The 20,233-nt window shown below is 41.9% G+C and carries 18 protein-coding genes; 14 read left to right on the plus strand and 4 right to left on the minus strand.

Going from position 1 to position 20,233, the window contains the following annotated elements; genetic code table 11:
• Window positions 1-67: 67 nt before the first annotated feature.
• Window positions 68-1,402 carry a cyclic-di-GMP-binding transcriptional regulator VpsR gene (gene vpsR, locus EES38_RS12090; RefSeq protein WP_124937450.1) on the plus strand — a complete coding sequence of 445 codons (1,335 nt, stop codon included), beginning with the start codon at window positions 68-70 and terminating at the stop codon, window positions 1,400-1,402.
• A 79-nt stretch (window positions 1,403-1,481) separates the two neighbouring features.
• On the opposite strand, the gene EES38_RS12095 is transcribed toward vpsR, so the two are convergent.
• On the minus strand, window positions 1,482-2,519 hold the full coding sequence (locus EES38_RS12095) for an NADP(H)-dependent aldo-keto reductase (protein WP_124937451.1): 1,038 nt from the start codon (window positions 2,517-2,519) through the stop codon (window positions 1,482-1,484).
• An 81-nt stretch (window positions 2,520-2,600) separates the two neighbouring features.
• The gene (gene mutH / locus EES38_RS12100) at window positions 2,601-3,266 is read right to left on the minus strand and encodes a DNA mismatch repair endonuclease MutH (protein ID WP_124937452.1); all 666 of its coding nucleotides are present in this window, start codon (window positions 3,264-3,266) and stop codon (window positions 2,601-2,603) included.
• A 609-nt stretch (window positions 3,267-3,875) separates the two neighbouring features.
• Between mutH and rppH the strand changes: the two genes are divergently transcribed.
• Genes rppH through EES38_RS12125 form a run of 5 tightly spaced genes read left to right on the plus strand, consistent with a single transcriptional unit; the run spans window position 3,876 to window position 9,173 of the window.
• Window positions 3,876-4,394, plus strand: coding sequence for an RNA pyrophosphohydrolase (rppH, locus tag EES38_RS12105; protein ID WP_124937453.1), 519 nt, complete (start codon window positions 3,876-3,878; stop codon window positions 4,392-4,394).
• A 2-nt stretch (window positions 4,395-4,396) separates the two neighbouring features.
• Window positions 4,397-6,652, plus strand: coding sequence for a phosphoenolpyruvate--protein phosphotransferase (gene ptsP / locus EES38_RS12110; protein ID WP_124937454.1), 2,256 nt, complete (start codon window positions 4,397-4,399; stop codon window positions 6,650-6,652).
• A gap of 15 nt (window positions 6,653-6,667) precedes the next feature.
• A complete protein-coding gene (locus EES38_RS12115; protein WP_124937506.1) occupies window positions 6,668-7,462 on the plus strand; it encodes a sulfite exporter TauE/SafE family protein in 795 nt (264 codons plus the stop codon).
• A 33-nt stretch (window positions 7,463-7,495) separates the two neighbouring features.
• Window positions 7,496-8,305: a prolipoprotein diacylglyceryl transferase gene (gene lgt / locus EES38_RS12120; RefSeq protein ID WP_124937455.1), complete on the plus strand. Its 810-nt coding sequence runs from the start codon at window positions 7,496-7,498 to the stop codon at window positions 8,303-8,305.
• 16 nt (window positions 8,306-8,321) lie between these two features.
• Window positions 8,322-9,173, plus strand: a complete 852-nt coding sequence (locus EES38_RS12125; protein WP_124937456.1) for a thymidylate synthase — start codon at window positions 8,322-8,324, stop codon at window positions 9,171-9,173.
• A gap of 80 nt (window positions 9,174-9,253) precedes the next feature.
• Here EES38_RS12125 and EES38_RS12130 read toward each other — a convergent pair whose 3' ends face one another.
• The gene (locus EES38_RS12130; protein WP_124937457.1) at window positions 9,254-10,402 is read right to left on the minus strand and encodes a Na/Pi symporter; all 1,149 of its coding nucleotides are present in this window, start codon (window positions 10,400-10,402) and stop codon (window positions 9,254-9,256) included.
• Window positions 10,403-10,711: 309 nt separating this feature from the next.
• Between EES38_RS12130 and nhaR the strand changes: the two genes are divergently transcribed.
• Both nhaR and EES38_RS12140 read left to right on the plus strand, forming a co-directional pair.
• The gene (nhaR, locus tag EES38_RS12135) at window positions 10,712-11,608 is read left to right on the plus strand and encodes a transcriptional activator NhaR (RefSeq protein WP_124937458.1); all 897 of its coding nucleotides are present in this window, start codon (window positions 10,712-10,714) and stop codon (window positions 11,606-11,608) included.
• 186 nt (window positions 11,609-11,794) lie between these two features.
• Window positions 11,795-12,088: an ArsR/SmtB family transcription factor gene (locus EES38_RS12140; protein WP_124937507.1), complete on the plus strand. Its 294-nt coding sequence runs from the start codon at window positions 11,795-11,797 to the stop codon at window positions 12,086-12,088.
• 79 nt (window positions 12,089-12,167) lie between these two features.
• Here the strand turns inward: EES38_RS12140 and rpsT are convergent, their stop codons facing one another.
• Window positions 12,168-12,428, minus strand: a complete 261-nt coding sequence (rpsT, locus tag EES38_RS12145; protein WP_124937459.1) for a 30S ribosomal protein S20 — start codon at window positions 12,426-12,428, stop codon at window positions 12,168-12,170.
• 253 nt (window positions 12,429-12,681) lie between these two features.
• Between rpsT and murJ the strand changes: the two genes are divergently transcribed.
• The 6 genes from murJ to ispH all read left to right on the plus strand — a co-directional run bounded on the left by murJ (window position 12,682) and on the right by ispH (window position 20,200).
• Window positions 12,682-14,244 (plus strand): murein biosynthesis integral membrane protein MurJ, encoded by a 1,563-nt coding sequence (gene murJ / locus EES38_RS12150; RefSeq protein WP_124937460.1) that lies wholly within the window; start codon window positions 12,682-12,684, stop codon window positions 14,242-14,244.
• 68 nt (window positions 14,245-14,312) lie between these two features.
• The gene (gene ribF / locus EES38_RS12155) at window positions 14,313-15,248 is read left to right on the plus strand and encodes a bifunctional riboflavin kinase/FAD synthetase (RefSeq protein ID WP_124937461.1); all 936 of its coding nucleotides are present in this window, start codon (window positions 14,313-14,315) and stop codon (window positions 15,246-15,248) included.
• 51 nt (window positions 15,249-15,299) lie between these two features.
• Window positions 15,300-18,146, plus strand: coding sequence for an isoleucine--tRNA ligase (ileS, locus tag EES38_RS12160; protein ID WP_124937462.1), 2,847 nt, complete (start codon window positions 15,300-15,302; stop codon window positions 18,144-18,146).
• Window positions 18,147-18,154: 8 nt separating this feature from the next.
• Window positions 18,155-18,655 carry a signal peptidase II gene (gene lspA, locus EES38_RS12165; RefSeq protein ID WP_124937463.1) on the plus strand — a complete coding sequence of 167 codons (501 nt, stop codon included), beginning with the start codon at window positions 18,155-18,157 and terminating at the stop codon, window positions 18,653-18,655.
• Window positions 18,656-18,772: 117 nt separating this feature from the next.
• A complete protein-coding gene (fkpB, locus tag EES38_RS12170) occupies window positions 18,773-19,204 on the plus strand; it encodes an FKBP-type peptidyl-prolyl cis-trans isomerase (RefSeq protein ID WP_124937464.1) in 432 nt (143 codons plus the stop codon).
• Window positions 19,205-19,237: 33 nt separating this feature from the next.
• On the plus strand, window positions 19,238-20,200 hold the full coding sequence (gene ispH, locus EES38_RS12175; RefSeq protein WP_166434253.1) for a 4-hydroxy-3-methylbut-2-enyl diphosphate reductase: 963 nt from the start codon (window positions 19,238-19,240) through the stop codon (window positions 20,198-20,200).
• The last annotated feature ends 33 nt before the right edge of the window (window positions 20,201-20,233 follow it).

Raw genomic sequence — 20,233 nt, forward strand, 5'->3', positions numbered from 1 at the left:
AATAAATCAATTCTAATAAGAATAATTCAAATAAATTTACTAACAAATTATAGATAAGGAAAAGTTCATGGGTAATCAGTTCCGAATGGACTCTGTTCCAGGTTCCTTAGTTGTCGTTGGCGGAACATACGAACCTTGGTTATCGGTACTAGAGCAAGTGGGATGGCGCTGTTCACAAGTTGCAGACTTGAGAAAGGCTGATGCGCTATTTTCAGAGCTTGGTCCTTCTATCGGTATCGTGGATCTTAGCAAAGACGAATTCAGTCTGAATGGTATTGCCAACTTGGTGAGCAGTCATCGTCAAGTTCGTTGGATAGCATTTATTCGTGAGTCGCAGTTAAGTACAGATACTATTTGCCAGTTCATTGTGAACTTTTGTATCGACTTCTTTACTGCGCCAATTCCAGATGCGCAGTTATTAAGCACCATTGGTCACCAACTTGGCATGTTGAAACTTGAGAAGAAAGTTTGGCCGAATTGGGGTATGAATGGCGATCTTGGCTTAATTGGTGAATCAGTACCAATGAAGCGTCTACGTGATCAAATTAAACGTATTGGTCCAACAGACGTAAGTATTCTCATCAACGGTGAGAATGGCAGTGGTAAAGAGCTCGTCGCAAAGGCTGTTCATCAGACTTCATCTCGTTCGCAAAAACCTTTTTTCTCGGTAAACTGTCGTGCAATGTCAGAGAAACGTTTCGAATCTGAGTTATTCGGTATGGGCGAAGAGGCGACGGATGCACCGTCCATTTTAGAACAAGCTGATGGTGGTACTGTCTTACTTAATGATATTCTCTCCATTACCAGAGATCAGCAGATCAACTTACTGCGATTTTTCCAAGAAGGAACGGTTGAAACCAGTAACGGTTTCAAACAGGTTGATGTAAGAATTCTTGCTGCGAACTCTACCGACATCGAGAAAGCACTGATTGACGGTGACTTCAATGAAGAGCTTTACCATTACATTAATGTACTGAGAATTAACGTTCCGAGTTTAAAAGAACGTATGGGTGATATTCCACTGATTGCGAATCATTACTTACAATTGTTCTCGAAAGAATATAACGCACAGGCTCGCGGTTTTACCGAAGAAGCTCTTAAATCTTTATCTCGCTATCAATGGCCGGGTAACATTCGTGAGCTAATGAACCAGATAAAACGTGTTGTACTGATGTCTGATTCGGTTATGTTGGCTGAAGATTCTCTGGACTTACCGAAACGTAGTGAAGGACGAATGAGCCTTAAAACGATACGTGAGCGTTCAGAAAAAGAAGCATTGATGTTGGTTCTTGAATCAAATGGTGGGCAAGTTTCTCAAGCAGCAAAAGAGCTGGGCATTTCTCGGGCAACCATGTACCGTCTTCTGAATAAACATAACTTGTTGACTGAAGAAGTCTACTAAAGATCTTTAGTGTTGACGGATAGAAATAAAAATAGCTTCGTGATGAAGCTATTTTTTTATCTTTACTGGCCAGTATTGTTTATGGGCATGGATTGGAGTATATGGTTGAGATATGATTAATTTTCTCATTGATTTCATCGGTTAAGACAATCTCTGTGCTTTTGATATTGCTTTCCAGCTGAGAAAGAGTCGTTGCACCAATAATCGTTGAGGCATTAAAAGGTTGTTGGTTTACAAAAGCCAGCGCCATTTGCGCCGGGTCCAAACCATATTCTTGGGCTAGATTAACGTATGCTTCAGTTGCCTTAATACCTTGTGGTGTAAAATAGCGTTTGAAGCGTTCAAAAAGAGTACAGCGAGCGCCTTCAGGTCGAGCGTCATTCAGGTATTTCCCACTTAGGATACCAAAGGCCATCGGTGAGTAAGCCAAAAGTTTTACACCTTCATAGTGGCTAATTTCAGACAGTCCGACTTCAAAACTTCTATTGAGTAAATTGTAGGGGTTTTGAATTGTCACAATGCGTGGTAAATCGTGCTTTTCAGCTAGCCTAAGATAGGTCATTAATCCCCAAGGGGTTTCGTTTGAGATACCTATATAACGAACTTTACCTGCTTTAACGATATCATTTAATGCCTCTAACGTTTCGATTAACGGCACTGTATCTGTTTTATCAATCGTTTCGTAATTGAGTTTACCGAAGCAGTTTGTCTCTCTTTGAGGCCAGTGGACTTGGTAAAGGTCTAGATAATCCGTTTTTAATCGGGACAAGCTATCATCGATGGCTTGATGAATATTGCGATGATCGAGAGCCATATTTTCTCGAATGTTATGCATGTTATTTCTTGGGCCTGCGACTTTAGATGCAAGGATGATTTTTTCGCGTTTGCCTGACTTTTCGAGCCAATTACCAATAAACTCTTCGGTTTTACCCTGAGTCTCTGCTTTTGGTGGAACGGGATACATTTCTGCAGTATCGATAAAGTTGATCCCATGATCTAGGGCATAGTCTAGCTGTTGGTTGGCATCGTTCTGGCTATTCTGTTCACCAAAAGTCATCGTTCCAAGGCATAGTTCACTGACTTCTAAATTGGAGTGGGGCAGTTTAACGTATTGCATTGCAAATCCTTTTATCGTTATTTTCAGATTCAGTGTCAGCTGTTTCCAGAGTGCTGTCCAGTCCTTAGTTCTAAGAATTCCTTACATGTAGTAGTTTTCCAGAATATAAGAGGTAAATTGAGTTCTAAGATAAAAACCTCGTGGCAGTGTTTTCATCGGTTTCCCTGTAGAGCTATAGGCTTCCGTTTTTACTCGACTGTTGGCTGCTTTGGGTCGCAGCTGTAAATACTGTCCGTGTTTGGCTGTAATTTGTTCGACACGTCCAAGAACAATAAATTCCATAAGCTCTTCCCAGTCATTTCTAAGCCATTGTTCTTCTTGTGACGAGGGGCTCCAAATCAAAGGAGAGCCAACCCGGCGCTCTTTGAGTGGAATTTCTCGTTCTCCTTCGACGGGTATCCATAACACTCGGGATAATTTATTTTTGACATGACTGGTATCCCAAGTTAATCCATGCACACCAGTTAATGGAGCGACAGAAACAAAGGTTGTTTCCAGAGGTTTCCCTGAGTAGCCAATAGGAATTGTTTTAAGTTCGATACCCAATTTATCAAAGTCTTGCTGTGGCCGGCTACCGCTTGGAGCGCCAAGATGCCATTCTATGAGTTGCCCAACCCACCCTTTATCGCGTAACAAGTTTTCGGGAACAGTGAGTTCGGCTTCTAGGGCTAGCTCTTCTAGTGTCAATCCGGCTATGGCACGAGCGCGCAACAGTAATTCTTCTTCACTTTGAGGTTCTGCTTTCATTATAGGCTTCGAGTGAAATAAATCGGATTTTAACAAATTGGGAAAAATATATCTCATTTGCAAAGATCTTTAGCTCGATCACTCTCTATTCACGGGTTATCCACAGAAAAGGCGATTGTTTAATGAAAAAACAATTATCTGTATGGGTATACAGTGTAAAGTTGAATGTTTATCCAATTGAAAAACGCGATTATTCCGGAAAAATATTAATAAGTGTGGATAAAGAAGGTATTGGTGGATCTTTAATCACTTTGTCTTTTGTGAGGATCTTTTGTTGATCTTTTGTGCTATTTTTACTTGTGTAGTTAATATAATTATATGATTTGTATTTAAAAATAGTATATTGATTAAATGATTAACTGTATTGAGTTGTGTTCGTTTACAATGGATATATGACTCATCTAATGCTTCTCAACAGGTTTATTCACAGAAAAGGTGTATAAAGTCGATTCTTGTCACAAAAAAATGTTGATAACTTTTAAAAAAGGATTAAAACCATAATTTTCGGTTCTAGCGCATAAAAATTGTCACAATAGCAAATCGAAATTTGCTCCTTGTGGGGATATGTGGAAAAATCATAATAACTTAAATTTTTTTAGAGGTTTGCCAGTGATCGATGGCGATGGTTACCGGCTTAATGTTGGTATAGTAATTTGCAATAACCATGGTCAGGTATTCTGGGCGAAACGATATGGACAGCACTCATGGCAGTTCCCCCAAGGAGGAATTGATGACGGTGAAACACCAGAACAAGCCATGTATAGAGAGTTGTACGAAGAGGTTGGGTTAACAAAGAAAGACGTCAAGATCGTAGCAACGAGCCGGCATTGGTTAAAATACAAATTACCGAAGCGGCTAGTTCGCTGGGACTCCCAACCTGTCTGTATTGGACAAAAACAGAAATGGTTTCTTCTACGCTTAGATTGTCAGGAATCTAAAATAAATATGCAGCGTGGAACGACCCCTGAATTTGATGGTTGGCGCTGGGTAAGTTACTGGTACCCGGTCAGGCAAGTAGTGTCATTCAAACGAGATGTTTATCGTCGAGCGATGAAGGAGTTTTCATCTTGTGCAATGCCTTTTAAGGAGCGCAAGACGAAAAGTAAACGGAGAATGAAAAGAGGGTAGGCATGCTGTCTCAGCTTCGGAGTATTGTCGAACAAGTTTCGAAAATTGATAACATTCAGCAAGCGTTGCGAGTGCTGGTTAAAGAAACCTGTCAGGCAATGTCGACTGAGTGCTGTACTATCTATCTCGCAAATGAAGAAAAACAACGATTAGAGTTAATGGCTACCCAAGGTCTTAAGTTCAAAGGAAATAAGATCCATATCGGGTATAACGAAGGTTTGGTTGGGTTAGTCAAGCGTTCAGCCGAACCTCTTAACTTAGCTGAGGCATCGACACACCCTAATTTTAAATACTTTAAACAGTTAGGTGAGGAAATTTATCACAGTTTCCTTGGCACTCCGATCATTTATCGAAAGCAGATTCTTGGTGTGTTGGTCGTGCAGCAACGCGATCCAAGACAGTTCGATGAAACCGAAGAATCATTTCTGGTCACACTGGCAGCTCAGCTTGCGGTTATTATGGCGTCAGCACAGACACAGGGTGTCTGGAGTGTGTCGAAGAAGCCTAAAAAACAAATTCTATACACCGGAGTCCCTGCTTCTTCTGGTGTCGCCATTGGTGAGTACTGGTGGGATAACAGTCAGCCACTGCTAGACGATGTGCTCCCTGCATCCAGCGTTAACCCAACCAAAGAGCAGGAATGGCTTGGCAAAGCCATTGATAGTGCTCTCGCTGATTTTCGGAAGATGCGGAAAAAGTTAGACAGCGATATCAATAAAGACACGCTGGCTATCTTTGATTTATTTACTCACTTACTCAATGATCCTTTGCTGAGGAATGACCTCAAAGAGCGTATTTTGGCTGGCGATCGAGCCGATTGGGCCGTTCGGCAAGTAGTAGAAAGTTATTCTGAACGCTTTGCCAGTATGTCGGATCCTTATCTTCGTGAACGCTCTCAAGATGTAAAGGAGCTGGGTCAGCGCTTATTGTTCTTTTTATATAACAGTGAAAATGAGCAATACGAGCTTGAAACCCCAATTATCCTGATTGTACGCGAACTGACCGCATCAATACTTGCGAGTATACCTAAAGACAAGCTTCTTGCTGTAGTTTCTCTCGAGGGCGCGGCAAACTCGCACGCGGCCATTTTGTCGAGAGCAATGGGGATTCCCGCCGTTATGGGCGTCACCTTAAATCTTGATGAGATTAGTGGTAAAAGAGGTATTGTCGACGGGTATAGCGGTGCAATTTATGTTGAACCCGATAGGGCTCTGGTCCAAGAGTATCAGTCGCTTGCAAGAGAAGAGCGTGAACTCTCTGATATGGCCAATAAAGGTTTACCAGAGCCTGCAATAACCGAAGATGATCATCGAATTCAAGTGATGCTGAATGCGGGGTTGAGTGCGGATACAAGTCTTGCTGTCGACCAGGGCGTCGATGGTGTGGGGTTATATCGAACAGAAATTTCGTTTCTTTTACAGCAAAGTTTCCCGTCTGAAGAAGATCAGTTGCAACGTTATCGGAAGGTATTACAAAGTTATCCGGGTAAGGAAGTCGTTATGCGTACTTTGGATATCGGCGGAGATAAACCGTTACCTTATTTACCGATTGAAGAAGATAACCCTTTCCTTGGTTGGCGAGGTATCCGGTTTACTTTAGATCATCCGGACATTTTTCTGATTCAGCTTCGGGCTATGATGAGAGCGAGTAGCTTATCGAAAAATTTATCGATTTTGCTTCCGATGATTTCCAGTGTTTCTGAGCTCGACGACGCCATTGCATTGATTCAACAAGCTTATCAAGAGGTAAGTGAGCTTGATGAAGAGATACCATTACCTAAGATTGGAATCATGGTAGAAGTGCCTTCAATGCTGTATTTGCTGCCTCTTATCGCGGAGCGGATCGACTTTGTTTCGGTTGGGACAAATGACTTAACACAATATTTATTGGCGGTTGATCGGAACAATGCTCGTGTTTCTGATGTCTATGAGTCATTACATCCTGCGGTACTTCAAGCAATGAAGCACATTATTGATGTGTGCGAGGAGAAGTCTCTGGATGTTTGTGTTTGTGGCGAGTTGGCTGGCGACCCCATTGGTGCACTTTTACTCGTTGGGATGGGATACCGAAAACTGAGTATGAACACCTCTAACGTGGCCAAAGTTAAGTATCTTCTGCGGCATTCTAGCGTCAAAGAACTAAAAAAACTGGTCGATCAGACGTTAACGCAATCCTATGGTCGCGATATTTATAGTATGATGGCGAACTATTTTGAGGAACACGATTTTGCTGGCTTCATTAGAGCGGGTAAAAAATAGCAGATGTAATCAATGATAACGATAGAGTTAATTGTCCAATTACTGTGTTTGGGCTGTATCGTCGGTGTACTTGCCGGCTTATTAGGTATTGGTGGCGGGCTTGTAGTGGTGCCCGCTTTGTTGTATCTGCTTCCCCAAGTTGGTATCGCACCAGAAAATGCTATGCAGTTTGCGTTAGGAACATCGTTGGCGACGATCATTCTTACCTCAGGTTCTTCTGCCTTCAACCATTTCAAATTAGGTAATGTTGAAACGTTTGCGGTGAAATACTTAATGCCGGGAGTCGTTATCGGTGGACTTTGTGGATCTTCGTTAGCTGATTGGATTCCCGGATCTTACTTACCTAAAGTCTTCGGCATTATTGTTTTTCTTCTTTCTATTCAGATGTTTCTTTCGATTAAAACGAAAGCAAGCCATCCTATGCCCGGTGCTACCGTCACTACGATTAGCGGTATCTTTATTGGTACGATAGCCAGTCTCGCGGGTATCGGGGGCGGAGCGCTATCAGTACCGTTTCTCAACCGGCATGGTGTAGAAATGAGAAAGGCTGTTGGTTCATCGTCTGTTTGTGGATGTTTTATTGCTATCTCTGGCATGATCGGCTTTATATGGCATGGTTCGGATTTAGACAATTTACCTGAATATAGTCTTGGGTATATTTATTTACCTGCGCTCTTATTTGTTTCATGTACTTCAATATTAACGACACGTATTGGGGCGAAGCTTGCGACTACGTTACCCACCCCCATTTTAAAGAGAGTCTTTTCTGTATTCCTGATGTTTGTTTCCATAAATATGTTACTCCGTTAGGCCTGACTCAGAATAACAAAAGGTTTTATTTCTATGACCCAAGGATATCTCCACTTTCCTAATATAGACCCAGTGCTGTTCGCGATCGGTCCCATTTCCATTCGATGGTATGGGTTGATGTATTTATTAGGATTTTTGTTCGCAACCTGGCTTGCGAATAGACGAGCGGATAAACCAAACAGTGGCTGGACAAGACAACAAGTCTCTGATTTGTTATTTGCTGGTTTTGTCGGAGTCGTCATCGGTGGCCGTCTCGGCTACGTGCTCTTCTATGGCTTTGAGTATTTGATGCAAGACCCGCTATATTTATTCAAAATATGGACTGGTGGAATGTCTTTCCATGGCGGATTACTTGGCGTGATCACTGCGATGTTTTGGTATGCGAGAAAAAATGGCCGAACATTTTTTGGTGTTGCCGACTTCGTTGCTCCTCTCGTACCATTTGGATTAGGTTTGGGAAGGCTTGGAAACTTCATGAACGGTGAATTATGGGGAAGGGTAACTGACGTTCCTTGGGCAATGATTTTCCCAGAAGCAGGACCATTACCGAGACACCCATCGCAGCTCTATGAATTGGCATTAGAAGGTATTGTTCTTTTCTTCATCTTGAACGCCTTTATCCGAAAACCGAGACCTGCGGGTTCGGTTTCAGGACTTTTCTTGATTGGTTACGGAATCGCTAGAATTATCGTAGAGTGTTTCCGCGAGCCTGATATTCAGCTTGGTTTCTTTGCTGGCGGGATTACGATGGGACAAATATTATCGATCCCAATGCTATTAGCTGGTGTGGCTCTGCTAATATGGGCGTATAAATGTAACCAGAGTGCAACACAAAAGATTTAAGTGAGGAAGTAGAGTAGTGAAACAGTATTTAGAACTTTGCCAGCGTATTGTCGATGAAGGACAATGGATTGAGAATGAAAGGACTGGTAAACGCTGTTTAACCGTCATTAATGCTGATCTAACTTATAATGTTGCAGAGAATCAGTTCCCTCTCGTTACAACGAGGAAAAGTTTTTGGAAGTCAGCTGTAGCTGAATTACTTGGCTACATTCGAGGTTATGACAGTGCTGAAGACTTTCGTAACTTAGGGACTAAAACCTGGGATGCGAATTCAAACGACAATCAGGCATGGCTCAATAATCCCTATCGTAAAGGGACTGACGATATGGGCAGAGTTTATGGAGTACAAGGACGTCAATGGGCCAAACCTGATGGTGGCCATATTGATCAACTTAGAAAAATTGTTGATGATCTTACCCGTGGAGTTGATGATCGTGGAGAAATCCTGAATTTCTACAATCCGGGTGAATTTCATATGGGATGTTTACGTCCATGTATGTACAGTCATCACTTTTCATTGCTTGGTGATACGTTGTATCTAAATAGTACTCAGCGTTCTTGTGATGTGCCGTTAGGACTTAATTTCAACATGGTACAAGTCTATGTATTCCTTGCGTTGATGGCTCAGATTACGGGTAAGAAACCGGGTCTGGCTTATCACAAGATTGTGAATGCGCATATCTATGAAGATCAGCTTGCTTTGATGAAAGATGTCCAGTTAAAAAGAGAGCCTAAACCAGCACCTCAGTTTTCTATCAATCCGGACATAAAGTCTCTGGAAGATTTGGAAACATGGGTAACACTGGATGACTTTGAGGTAACTGGATACGAGTTTCATGATCCGATCCGCTACCCATTCTCCGTGTAGTGACTAACTCTCAAAATAAAAAAAGCCCTCAGTTTAAAATATGAGGGCTTTTTTATGTCTTATTGTCAATCAGAGCTTGATTAAACCGTTAATGCTAAAATCACACCTGGTAAAATCAGGAACACGCTTAGCAGGTAGATAAATACTACGGCTTTATTTTTCACTGCCATCTCTGAAATCAGTTCCGCACCTTTGAGTGGTAAGTTTCTTAGGAAAGGAACACCATATATTAGTACTGTTGCCAATATATTAAACGATAGGTGTACCAGAGCGATTTGTAGTGCGAACACCGCAAACTCACCGGAAACGGCTGTGGCAGCAAGTAGAGCTGTAATACAAGTACCTATATTGGCACCCAAAGTGAACGGGTATACTTCTTTTACTTTTAATACGCCAGAGCCAACTAGTGGAACCATAAGGCTGGTTGTCGTTGACGATGATTGAACTAATACAGTAACAATTGTTCCTGAAGCAATACCATGTAAAGGCCCACGACCAATTGCACTTTTAAGGATATGTTTAGCTCGACCTACCATCAGGCTCTTCATGAGCTTACCCATAACGGTGATTGCAACGAATATGATAGCAATCCCCATAATGATTAAAGCAACGCCACCCAGAGTATCACCAAATGTCGCAAAAGGTTCTTTTATCGCGCTTATGACAGGCTTGGTTATCGGCTTGATAAAGTTAATACCTTTAATACTCATATCGCCAGTCGCCAAAAATGGAGAAACTAACCAATGAGATACTTTTTCTAAAATACCAAAGATCATTTCTAGTGGTAAGAAGATTAAAACAGCGAGTACGTTGAAGAAATCATGAATCGTTGCGCTGGCAAAAGCGCGTTTAAACTCTTCTTTATTGCGGATGTGTCCCAAGCTAACCAAAGTGTTTGTGACAGTAGTGCCAATGTTGGCTCCCATGATCATTGGAATCGCTGTTTCGACAGGCAGACCGCCAGCAACAAGCCCGACAATAATTGATGTCACGGTGCTGGAAGATTGGATCAATGCTGTTGCAACAAGACCAATCATTAAGCCTGCGATAGGGTGGGACGCAAATTCAAATAAAACTTTGGCTTGGTCTCCCGTCGCCAATTTAAATCCGCTTCCTACCATTGCTACAGCAAGCAACAAAAGATAAAGCATGAATGCCAAGTTGGCCCAGCGCAGAGTTCTTTTTGTCGCAGAAACTGGTGCCGTGGTCGCAGTCGCTTGGTTCATCATTGAGTTCTCTCCAGGGTCTGTTATGACCTTTAGTTTAATTACGACGCGATAGTAGATGGTTAATGTTTCAGTAATATTACAGAGTGTAATAATTGCCTATGTAAATGCATTGGTGAACTGTAATTTTGTTAAGTAACTGATTTTATTTGGTTTTTATGTGGTGTTCTGGTGTTGTTTTTGGGAGAGTAGTGGCAGTTGTCACATATTGATCATCTTATTGTCATGTTATACTTCGGAAATTCCGATAGAATTTAGCTAAATACATATATATTACGAATTTTAATGGCTTATTGCTGTAGGAGAAGTGAGATGTCACACCTAAATTATAATCATCTGTATTACTTTTGGATGGTTTGCAAAAATGAATCTGTGACCAAAGCTGCTGATGCTCTTTTTCTGACCCCGCAAACGGTTACTGGACAAATTAAATCTTTGGAAGAGCGCTTAGGCGGTAAACTAACAAAACGTAGCGGGCGAAGTATTGAGCCTACGGAGCTGGGACAGTTAGTCTACAAATATGCGGATCGGATGTTTGGTTTAAGTTATGAAATGCTTGATATAGTTAACTACAGTCAACGCTCTAATCTGTTATTTGATGTGGGTGTGGCTGACGCATTATCTAAAACTTTGGTAAGTCAGATACTGTCTCACGCCATTCCTGAGTCAAGCAAAATACATCTGCGCTGTTTTGAGTCTACTCATGAAATGCTACTTGAGCAGTTGTCTTTGCATAAGTTAGATATGATTTTATCCGATTGTCCTATTGATTCTACACGTAGTCCTGGTCTTTTTAGTAAGAAGTTAGGTGAGAGTGTAATGAGCTTTTTCACTTATGGGGGGCACACATATGACTCAGACATTACGACGTTTCTTTCTTCAAAAAAACTATTGATACCAGGAAGCCGAACAGCCATGGGGAGAAATATCATTCATTGGTTTGATCAGCAAGGTATCCAACCTGATATCTTAGGTGAGTTCGATGATGTTGCCCTAATGTTGGCTTTTGCTCAATCCCATAAGGACGCTATTTTTATTGCACCGACATCCTTCTTTACGGAACATAAATCGTCAGATGAGCTCAATGTCGTTGGTCAGATACCTTCTATAAAAGAGGAGTACTACGTTATTTTTGCTGAGCGAATGATTCAGCATCCATCGGTGAAAAATTTATGTAACGCTGACTTAAGAAAATTGTTTCACTGTTAAATTTAAGAACATCGTTTTTTACATAGTGAAAAACCGAGACTTTAACCGAAAGAATCAAAACTGAGACGGTAAATATTCAATTTTATATTGAGTATCTGCTTCTTTTTTTTGAGAATGTGTGAACTTTAAAAATGCACATATGTATAGCATATAAAGTTATGCTCATATGTTTGGGGAATTCAGATGATTGACCTGCAAAAGATGGAGACTAACTCAGGGAAAGCGGTCGTTTTATTAAAAGCGATGGCGAATGAAAGACGCTTACAGATTCTTTGTTTGCTGTTAGGAACTGAGTTATCAGTAGGGGCTCTGAGCGATAAACTATCATTAAGTCAATCAGCTTTGTCACAGCATTTAGCGTGGCTGAGAAGAGATGAACTGGTAACGACTCGCAAAGAAGCTCAGACAGTTTATTACTCACTCAAGAGTGACGAAGTGAAACGAATGATTGAGTTGCTACACGATATCTACTGTTCTTAAATTTTTGAGAAAATCCAGATATAAAAAAACCGGCAATAGCCGGTTTTTTTTATCACTTCTGTGATTCATCAAAGCAAAATTAAAGAGCTTTGATTGCAGCAGAGAAACGAGACTTATGACGTGCTGCTTTATTCTTGTGAATAAGGCCTTTAGTCGCCATACGGTCAAGGATAGGTGTTACTACTGCGAATGCTGCAGTTGCAGCTTCTTTGTCGCCAGCTTCGATAGCTGCAACAGTTTTCTTCATATAAGTGCGCATCATAGAACGACGGCTAGCATTGTGCTGACGACGTTTCTCAGCTTGGATAGCGCGCTTCTTAGCAGATTTACTATTTGCCAAGGGTCTTACTCCCAAAAAACATTAGTTCAGTGACATTTTAAGGGCAGGGAATATCCACTATTTGCGCTTAAATGTCAAATGATTTGTGCAAAAACCCGTCGGCGCAAAACATTCTTTGGCGTCGAAAGGCCTTCACGGTTAAGATGGCGGGATTCTAACAGTATTTTTTTTTGAATGCTAATACTTATCTAGCGTTAATCGAACATTTGTAGGTTAAATTTGGACGCTAGCATTTTTATGAGTTGAGGTTTAGGTGAGTAAGCGTCTAATTAAGTCAGGCATGATCGTTAGTGCTATGACGTTGGTGTCACGTGTTTTGGGGTTAGTTCGAGATGTCGTGGTCGCAAATTTAATGGGAGCCGGCGCGAGTGCCGACGTTTTTTTCTTTGCCAATAAAATTCCCAATTTTTTAAGAAGGCTTTTTGCCGAAGGCGCTTTTTCTCAAGCTTTTGTTCCTGTTTTAACGGAAAGTCATGCTCAGGGTGATATGGATAAAACCCGAGAGTTAGTTGCAAAGGCGTCAGGGACTCTCGGCGCTATCGTAACGTTGGTGACGATACTTGGTATTATTGGTTCTGGTGTAGTGACTGCTATTTTTGGTGCAGGATGGTTTATGGACTGGTTAAATGATGGGCCTGCAGCCCCAAAATTTGAACTTGCCAGTTTACTACTCAAAATAACGTTTCCTTATTTATGGTTTATCACCTTTGTTGCGTTGTCTGGAGCAATATTAAATACATTAGGTAAATTTGCCGTCTCTTCTTTTACTCCTGTATTTCTTAACGTCGCAATAATTGCTTGTGCTGTATTCCTGTCTCCGAAATTAGCTCAACCTGAGATTGGTCTGGCTATTGGTGTCTTTTTGGGAGGCTTGATCCAGTTTGTTTTCCAAATTCCGTTTCTAAAGCAAGCGGGTCTCTTGGTAAAACCTAAATGGGGGTGGAGGGATCCGGGTGTCGTAAAAATTAGAACGTTAATGATCCCCGCATTATTTGGTGTGTCGGTTAGTCAGATAAATCTACTTTTGGATACGTTTATTGCCAGTTTCCTGCAGACAGGATCTATAAGCTGGCTTTACTATTCAGATCGCTTGCTTGAGTTCCCTTTAGGCTTATTTGGTATCGCCATTGCTACCGTTATCCTTCCAGCATTATCTCGTAAACACGTTGATGCTCAGACGGAAGGCTTTTCTCACACAATGGATTGGGGCGTGAGAATGGTCTGTTTACTTGGTCTTCCTGCCATGTTTGGTCTGATGATTCTGGCAAAGCCAATGATCATGGTTCTCTTTATGCGTGGAGAGTTTTCACCTTCTGATGTTGAGCAATCTTCACTTTCACTATTAGCGTACGCGTCTGGTTTACTTAGCTTTATGTTGATCAAAGTCTTAGCTCCAGGTTACTACTCAAGGCAAGATACCAAAACACCAGTAAAATTTGGTATTGTAGCGATGGTCACTAATATGGTGTTTAACGCTATATTTGCTTGGTTTTACGGATATATTGGTTTAGCAATGGCGACCTCATTATCCGCTCTCATTAATATGTCCATGCTGTATCAAGGTCTGCATAAAGCAGGGGTCTACAAAATGAGTGGTAAAACAATCTTCTTTATTGCCCGATTATTGATTGCAGCTATAGGAATGGTCGCGGTGATTTGGTACCTTCTTCATGATATGCAAACTTGGTTGGATTGGGATTTGTTACACAGAGCCTATGCGCTGGCCACTATGATCGGCGCAGGTGTTGTGACTTATCTTGTCATTCTGGTTCTTTTAGGAATTCGACCAAAAGACTTAAAAGCGGCGACAGACTAAAGCGGTTTAGTATATAATCCGTCGGTTTTTAGCTAGAGATAAACGGTAGTAGGTAAATAGCAGACTTCATGGAATTGATCCGAGGCATACATAATATCAGCAGTAGTCATCACGGATGTGTGATGACAATTGGTAACTTTGATGGTGTTCACTTAGGTCATCAGGCGGTACTGAAGCAGGTTTCTTTAAAAGCCAAAGAGCTTGGACTACCTTCTGTCGTTATGACGTTTGAACCTCAGCCGATGGAATTATTTGCGCAAGATAAAGCGCCGGCTCGTTTAACTCGTTTGAGAGATAAATACGTTCAGTTGAATAAACTGGATATTGATCGGTTATTGTGTGTCAACTTTAATCGACAGTTTGCCAATTTAGATGCAGAGACTTTTATCAGCGACTTGTTGGTAAGGCGTTTGGGTGTTAAGTTTCTCGTCATTGGCGATGATTTTTGTTTTGGTAAAGGCAGAAAAGGCGGCTTTGCAATGCTTCAAGAAGCAGGTGAAAAGTATGGCTTTGATGTTGTGAATACCAAAAGTTTTTGCGTTGAATCGTCACGAGTAAGCAGTACTGCTATCCGTGAAGCTTTAGCTCATAATCAATTAAGCGCGGCCAGCGAAATGCTCGGTCGTGACTATAGTATCAGTGGTCGAGTCTCTCACGGACGTAAGTTGGGAAGAACTATCGGTTTCCCAACGGCTAATATTCCTTTGAAACGGTGTGTATCTCCCGTTTCAGGCGTATTTGTTGTTCAGGCTTTGGGTTTGGGGGATACACCTGTTGGTGGCGTCGCCAATATAGGTCAACGCCCGACAGTGAATGGTGTCAGGCAACAGTTAGAGGTTCACTTGTTTGATTTTTCAGGGAACCTATACGGACGCCAGCTTGAAGTCGTTCTCTTACACAAGTTAAGAGATGAGGTAAAATTCGAATCATTTGATGCACTAAAGAAACAAATCGAATTGGATGCTGAAGCAGCAAGGGTGTGGTTGCTTCAGTTTAATCGCTAATTTGATTAGCATAATGTCTAACTTCGCCCAACATAACGGAATTAAGAATCGATGAGTGAGTATAAAGATACCCTGAACTTACCTGAAACAGGGTTTCCAATGCGCGGCGATCTGGCTAAACGTGAGCCAGGTATGCTTGACCGCTGGTATGCCGAAGATCTTTACGGTGAGATCCGTAAAGCGAAAAAAGGTAAAAAATCATTTATTTTGCACGATGGCCCTCCATACGCCAACGGCGATATTCATATTGGTCACGCACTAAACAAGATTCTTAAAGACATTATTATTAAATCCAAAACGCTTTCAGGCTTTGATGCACCTTATGTTCCTGGTTGGGATTGCCATGGCTTGCCAATCGAATTGATGGTCGAAAAGAAAGTCGGTAAACCAGGTCAAAAAGTGACTGCGGCTGAATTCAGAGAAAAATGCCGAGAATATGCAGCAAGTCAGGTTGAAGGTCAGAAAGAGAGCTTCAAACGTCTTGGTATCCTTGGCGAATGGGATAAGCCTTATCGCACGATGGACTTTGCTACAGAAGCAAACATTATTCGCGCATTGGGTAAAATTGCATCCAATGGACACTTACTGAAAGGCTTCAAGCCAGTTCACTGGTGTACGGATTGTGGTTCGGCTCTTGCTGAAGCTGAAGTGGAATACAAAGATAAGAAATCACCATCAATCGACGTTAAGTTTAAAGCGAATGATGCTGATGCTGTGTTATCTAAATTCCGTTTTGATGGTTCTCAAGGCGAGGGTGAACTCTCTGTTGTTATTTGGACAACAACCCCTTGGACATTACCAGCAAACCGCGCAGTATGTCTGCATGAAGACTTAGAATACGTTGTTGTTCAAGTCCGAGGTGAACATCCAGAGCGTTTAATTGTTGCGACTGAGCTTGCTAAGTCTGTTATGGAACGTGCTGGCATTGCTGACTACGAGTTCTTGGGCTATGCAAAAGGTTCTGAGCTTGAACTTTTACAGTTCTGTCATCCTTTCTACGATTTTACTGTTCCTGCGATCTTAGGTGATCACGTAACCACTGACTCTGGTACTGGTGTAGTTCACACCGCTCCTGGACATGGTCAAGAAGACTTTGTGGTTGGTCAAAAATACAACCTCGAAGTGGCTAACCCTGTTGGTTCAAATGGTGTTTATCTTCCTGATACTGAGCTATTTGCAGGGCAGCATGTATTTAAAGCAAACGCATCCGTTGTCGAAGTCCTAAAAGAAAAGAACGCATTGCTCCATTTCGTTGAATACGAGCACAGTTACCCACATTGCTGGCGTCATAAAACACCGATTATTTTCCGTGCAACACCACAATGGTTTGTATCTATGGAGCAAGCGGGACTTCGTTCTAAAGCTCTTGAAGCGATTAAAGGTGTTCAATGGATGCCTGAGTGGGGTCAAAGCCGTATCGAGGGTATGGTCGAGGGACGTCCTGAGTGGTGTATTTCTCGTCAGAGAACTTGGGGTGTGCCAATCGCTCTGTTTGTTCATAAAGAGACAGCAGAACTACACCCAAATACAGTTGAGCTTATTGAGCAGGTTGCAAAACTTGTTGAAGAAAAAGGTATTCAAGCATGGTGGGATGTAGAAACAGAAGCTTTGCTAGGTATTGAAGATGCTCAGAAATACGAAAAAGTACTAGATACGCTTGATGTGTGGTTTGACTCTGGTGTGACTCACTATGCGGTTGTCGATAATCGTGAAGAGTTTCATGGTAATGAACCTGATATGTATTTGGAAGGTTCCGATCAGCACCGAGGCTGGTTCCAGTCGTCATTAATTTCATCCATTGCGATGAAAGGTAAGGCACCTTATAAGCAGGTTCTGACTCACGGTTTCGTTGTTGATGGACAAGGACGTAAAATGTCTAAGTCAATTGGTAACGTTGTTGCACCGAAAGATGTAACGAAGAAGCTTGGTGCAGATATCTTACGTCTGTGGGTTGCATCAACTGACTATACTGGTGAAGTTGCCGTATCAGATGAAATTTTGAAACGTAGTGCTGATTCTTATCGCCGTATTCGTAATACATCACGCTTCTTACTTGCGAACTTAAATGGCTTTAATCCAGCGACCGATATTGTTCCTGCGGATGAAATGGTTGCGTTGGATCGTTGGGCTGTTGGACAGGCTTTAGCTGCACAGCAAGAAATTATTAAAGCTTATGATGAATACAACACTCATGCTGTTGTTCAGCGTTTAATGCATTTCTGTTCAATTGAGATGGGTTCGTTCTATCTTGATGTGATAAAAGATCGCCAATATACGGCTAAACACGGCGGACACGCTCAACGCAGCTGTCAGACTGCACTGTATTTCATTGTTGAAGCATTAGTGCGTTGGATGGCTCCTATTATGTCATTCACTGCCGATGAGATATGGAATGCGATGCCAGAGTTGGACGCTTCAGGTGAAAAACGTGGTAAGTTTGTCTTTGCAAGTGAATGGTATGAAGGCTTGTTTGCTGTTGATACTGATGCGGTCTTCAATAATGCATTTTGGAAAGAGATTCAGCATGTTCGTGGCTCTGTGAATAAGCTACTTGAAGCCGCTCGAAACGATAAAACCATCGGTGGCTCCTTGCAGGCTGAAGTAACGTTGTATGCTGATGACGCTTTAGCGGCTAAGCTTAATAGCCTTGAAGATGAACTTCGCTTTGTTCTATTAACGTCTAAAGCGCAAGTTAAGTCTTTGAATGAGAAAACAGAAACTGCTCAGGAAACCGAGATGGCTGGTTTGTTTGTTGATGTTAAAGCGACAGAGAATCAGAAATGTGAGCGTTGCTGGCACCATACTCCTGACGTAGGCACAATCGCCGGACATGAAACTATTTGTGGTCGTTGTGTGTCTAACGTTGAAGGTGAAGGTGAAGTTCGTAAATTCGCTTAAGAGGTTTCATGTCTAAGCTTTCGATTAAGCAATCTGGGCTGCGCTGGTTATGGCTAGCGCTGCTTATTTTTATTGCAGATATTGGTATTAAGTTAGTTGTTATGAATACGATGGGGTATGGATGGGAGAATCGCCTTGAAGTATTGCCGTTTTTTAATCTGACTTATGTCCACAATCCTGGTGCCGCATTCAGCTTTCTGAGTAATCAATCTGGTTGGCAACGTTGGTTATTTACGGGGATCGCCTTCTTAGTAGTATTACTTTTGGCTTACTGGATGCGCAAATTGCCCGCAGAAGAAAAATGGCATAATTGTTCGTACGCTCTGATTATCGGTGGTGCTGTTGGTAACGTATTCGACAGAATTGTTCATGGTTTCGTGATTGATTATCTGGATTTTTATATTGGCAATACTCACTACCCGGCCTTCAATTTAGCGGACAGTGCAATTTGTATTGGGGCCGTTATGCTCGTATTTGATGGCTTTCGAAAAAAAGAAGTACAGGCTTGATTCGTTATATTGAGTAATACCCATAAGCGCTGTCTGTTGATTCAGATGGCGCTTTTGTTATAAAAAGAATCAGCGTCGTTTGAAGATAACGCGCACTCAACGTGAAAGAGAAATAAAATGAGTCAGATAAACAGTAGCTCCACAGTGACATTGCATTTTACCATTAAGCTCAAAGATGGTTCTGTTGCCGATTCAACTTATAATCAGTCAAAGCCAGCCACGTTTGTGATGGGAGATGGCAGCTTAAGTCCCAATTTTGAGCAACATCTTGTTGGGTTGAATGCTGGTGAGAAGCGTTCTGTTGAACTGACCGCTGAAGATGCGTTTGGTCTCCCTAATCCTGATAATATCCATCATTTGGATAAGTCGAAATTTGCTGGTGCGGATAGCGTTGAAGTCGGTACTATTATGGCTTTTTCTGGTCCGGATGGTATGGAGATCCCTGGAATCATTACTGCTATTGAGGGCGAATCAGTCACTGTTGACTTTAACCATCCTCTCGCCGGGCAAGATGTTATTTTTGACGTTGAAATAGTATCTGTAGATTAGTGATAGTAATTTTTTAATGAAAGAACACATTTGATGAGCAATACAATGAAGATTTTATTAGCAAATCCAAGAGGTTTTTGTGCTGGTGTCGATCGAGCCATTAGTATTGTAGACCGCGCTTTAGAAATGTATCAGCCTCCAATTTATGTTCGCCATGAAGTGGTTCATAACCGTTTTGTTGTGGAAGGGCTAAAGCAGAGGGGCGCTATTTTCGTTGAAGAGCTCAGCGAAGTTCCAGATGATAACATTGTGATATTTTCGGCACATGGTGTATCTCAAGCTGTACGTAACGAGGCTAAAGAGCGCGCGTTAACGGTATTTGACGCGACATGCCCGCTAGTGACAAAAGTTCATATGGAAGTTGCCCGTGCCAGTCGCAGACATATGGAAGTGGTCTTAATTGGTCACGCAGGACACCCTGAAGTGGAAGGCACAATGGGGCAGTATGCAAGTGACCAGGGTGGAATGTATTTGGTTGAGACACCAAATGACGTGGATGCACTAAAGTCAAAAGTAAAAGATCCGTCTAATCTTCACTATGTGAGTCAAACGACGTTGTCTGTAGATGAAACTGCGGATGTTATCGATCGATTACGTGAAGTTTTTCCTGAGATTCAGGGGCCTAGAAAAGATGATATCTGCTATGCAACACAAAACCGACAAGATGCGGTAAGAATCTTAGCTGAACAGGTCGATTTAATGATCGTGGTCGGCTCTAAAAACTCCTCTAATTCTACTAGATTAAAGGAGTTAGCTGAAAAGTTAGGTACGCCTGGTTATCTTACCGATTGCCCTGAAGATATTGACCAAAACTGGTTTGCTGATGCCAAATTAGTTGGTGTTACCGCGGGAGCCTCTGCTCCTGAAGAATTGGTGAATCAAATCATCGATCAAATCAAAGCATTCGGTGCAACAGAAGTCGAAGAAGTCTTGGGACGTGAAGAAAATATGTTCTTTGAAGTTCCTAAAGAATTACAGATAAAGCAGGTTAGTTAATTTGTTTTTAGTGCATTTAAAAGCCTCCCAAGT

The sequence above is a fragment of the Vibrio viridaestus genome, from assembly GCF_003856525.1.
Lineage (GTDB): Bacteria > Pseudomonadota > Gammaproteobacteria > Enterobacterales > Vibrionaceae > Vibrio > Vibrio viridaestus.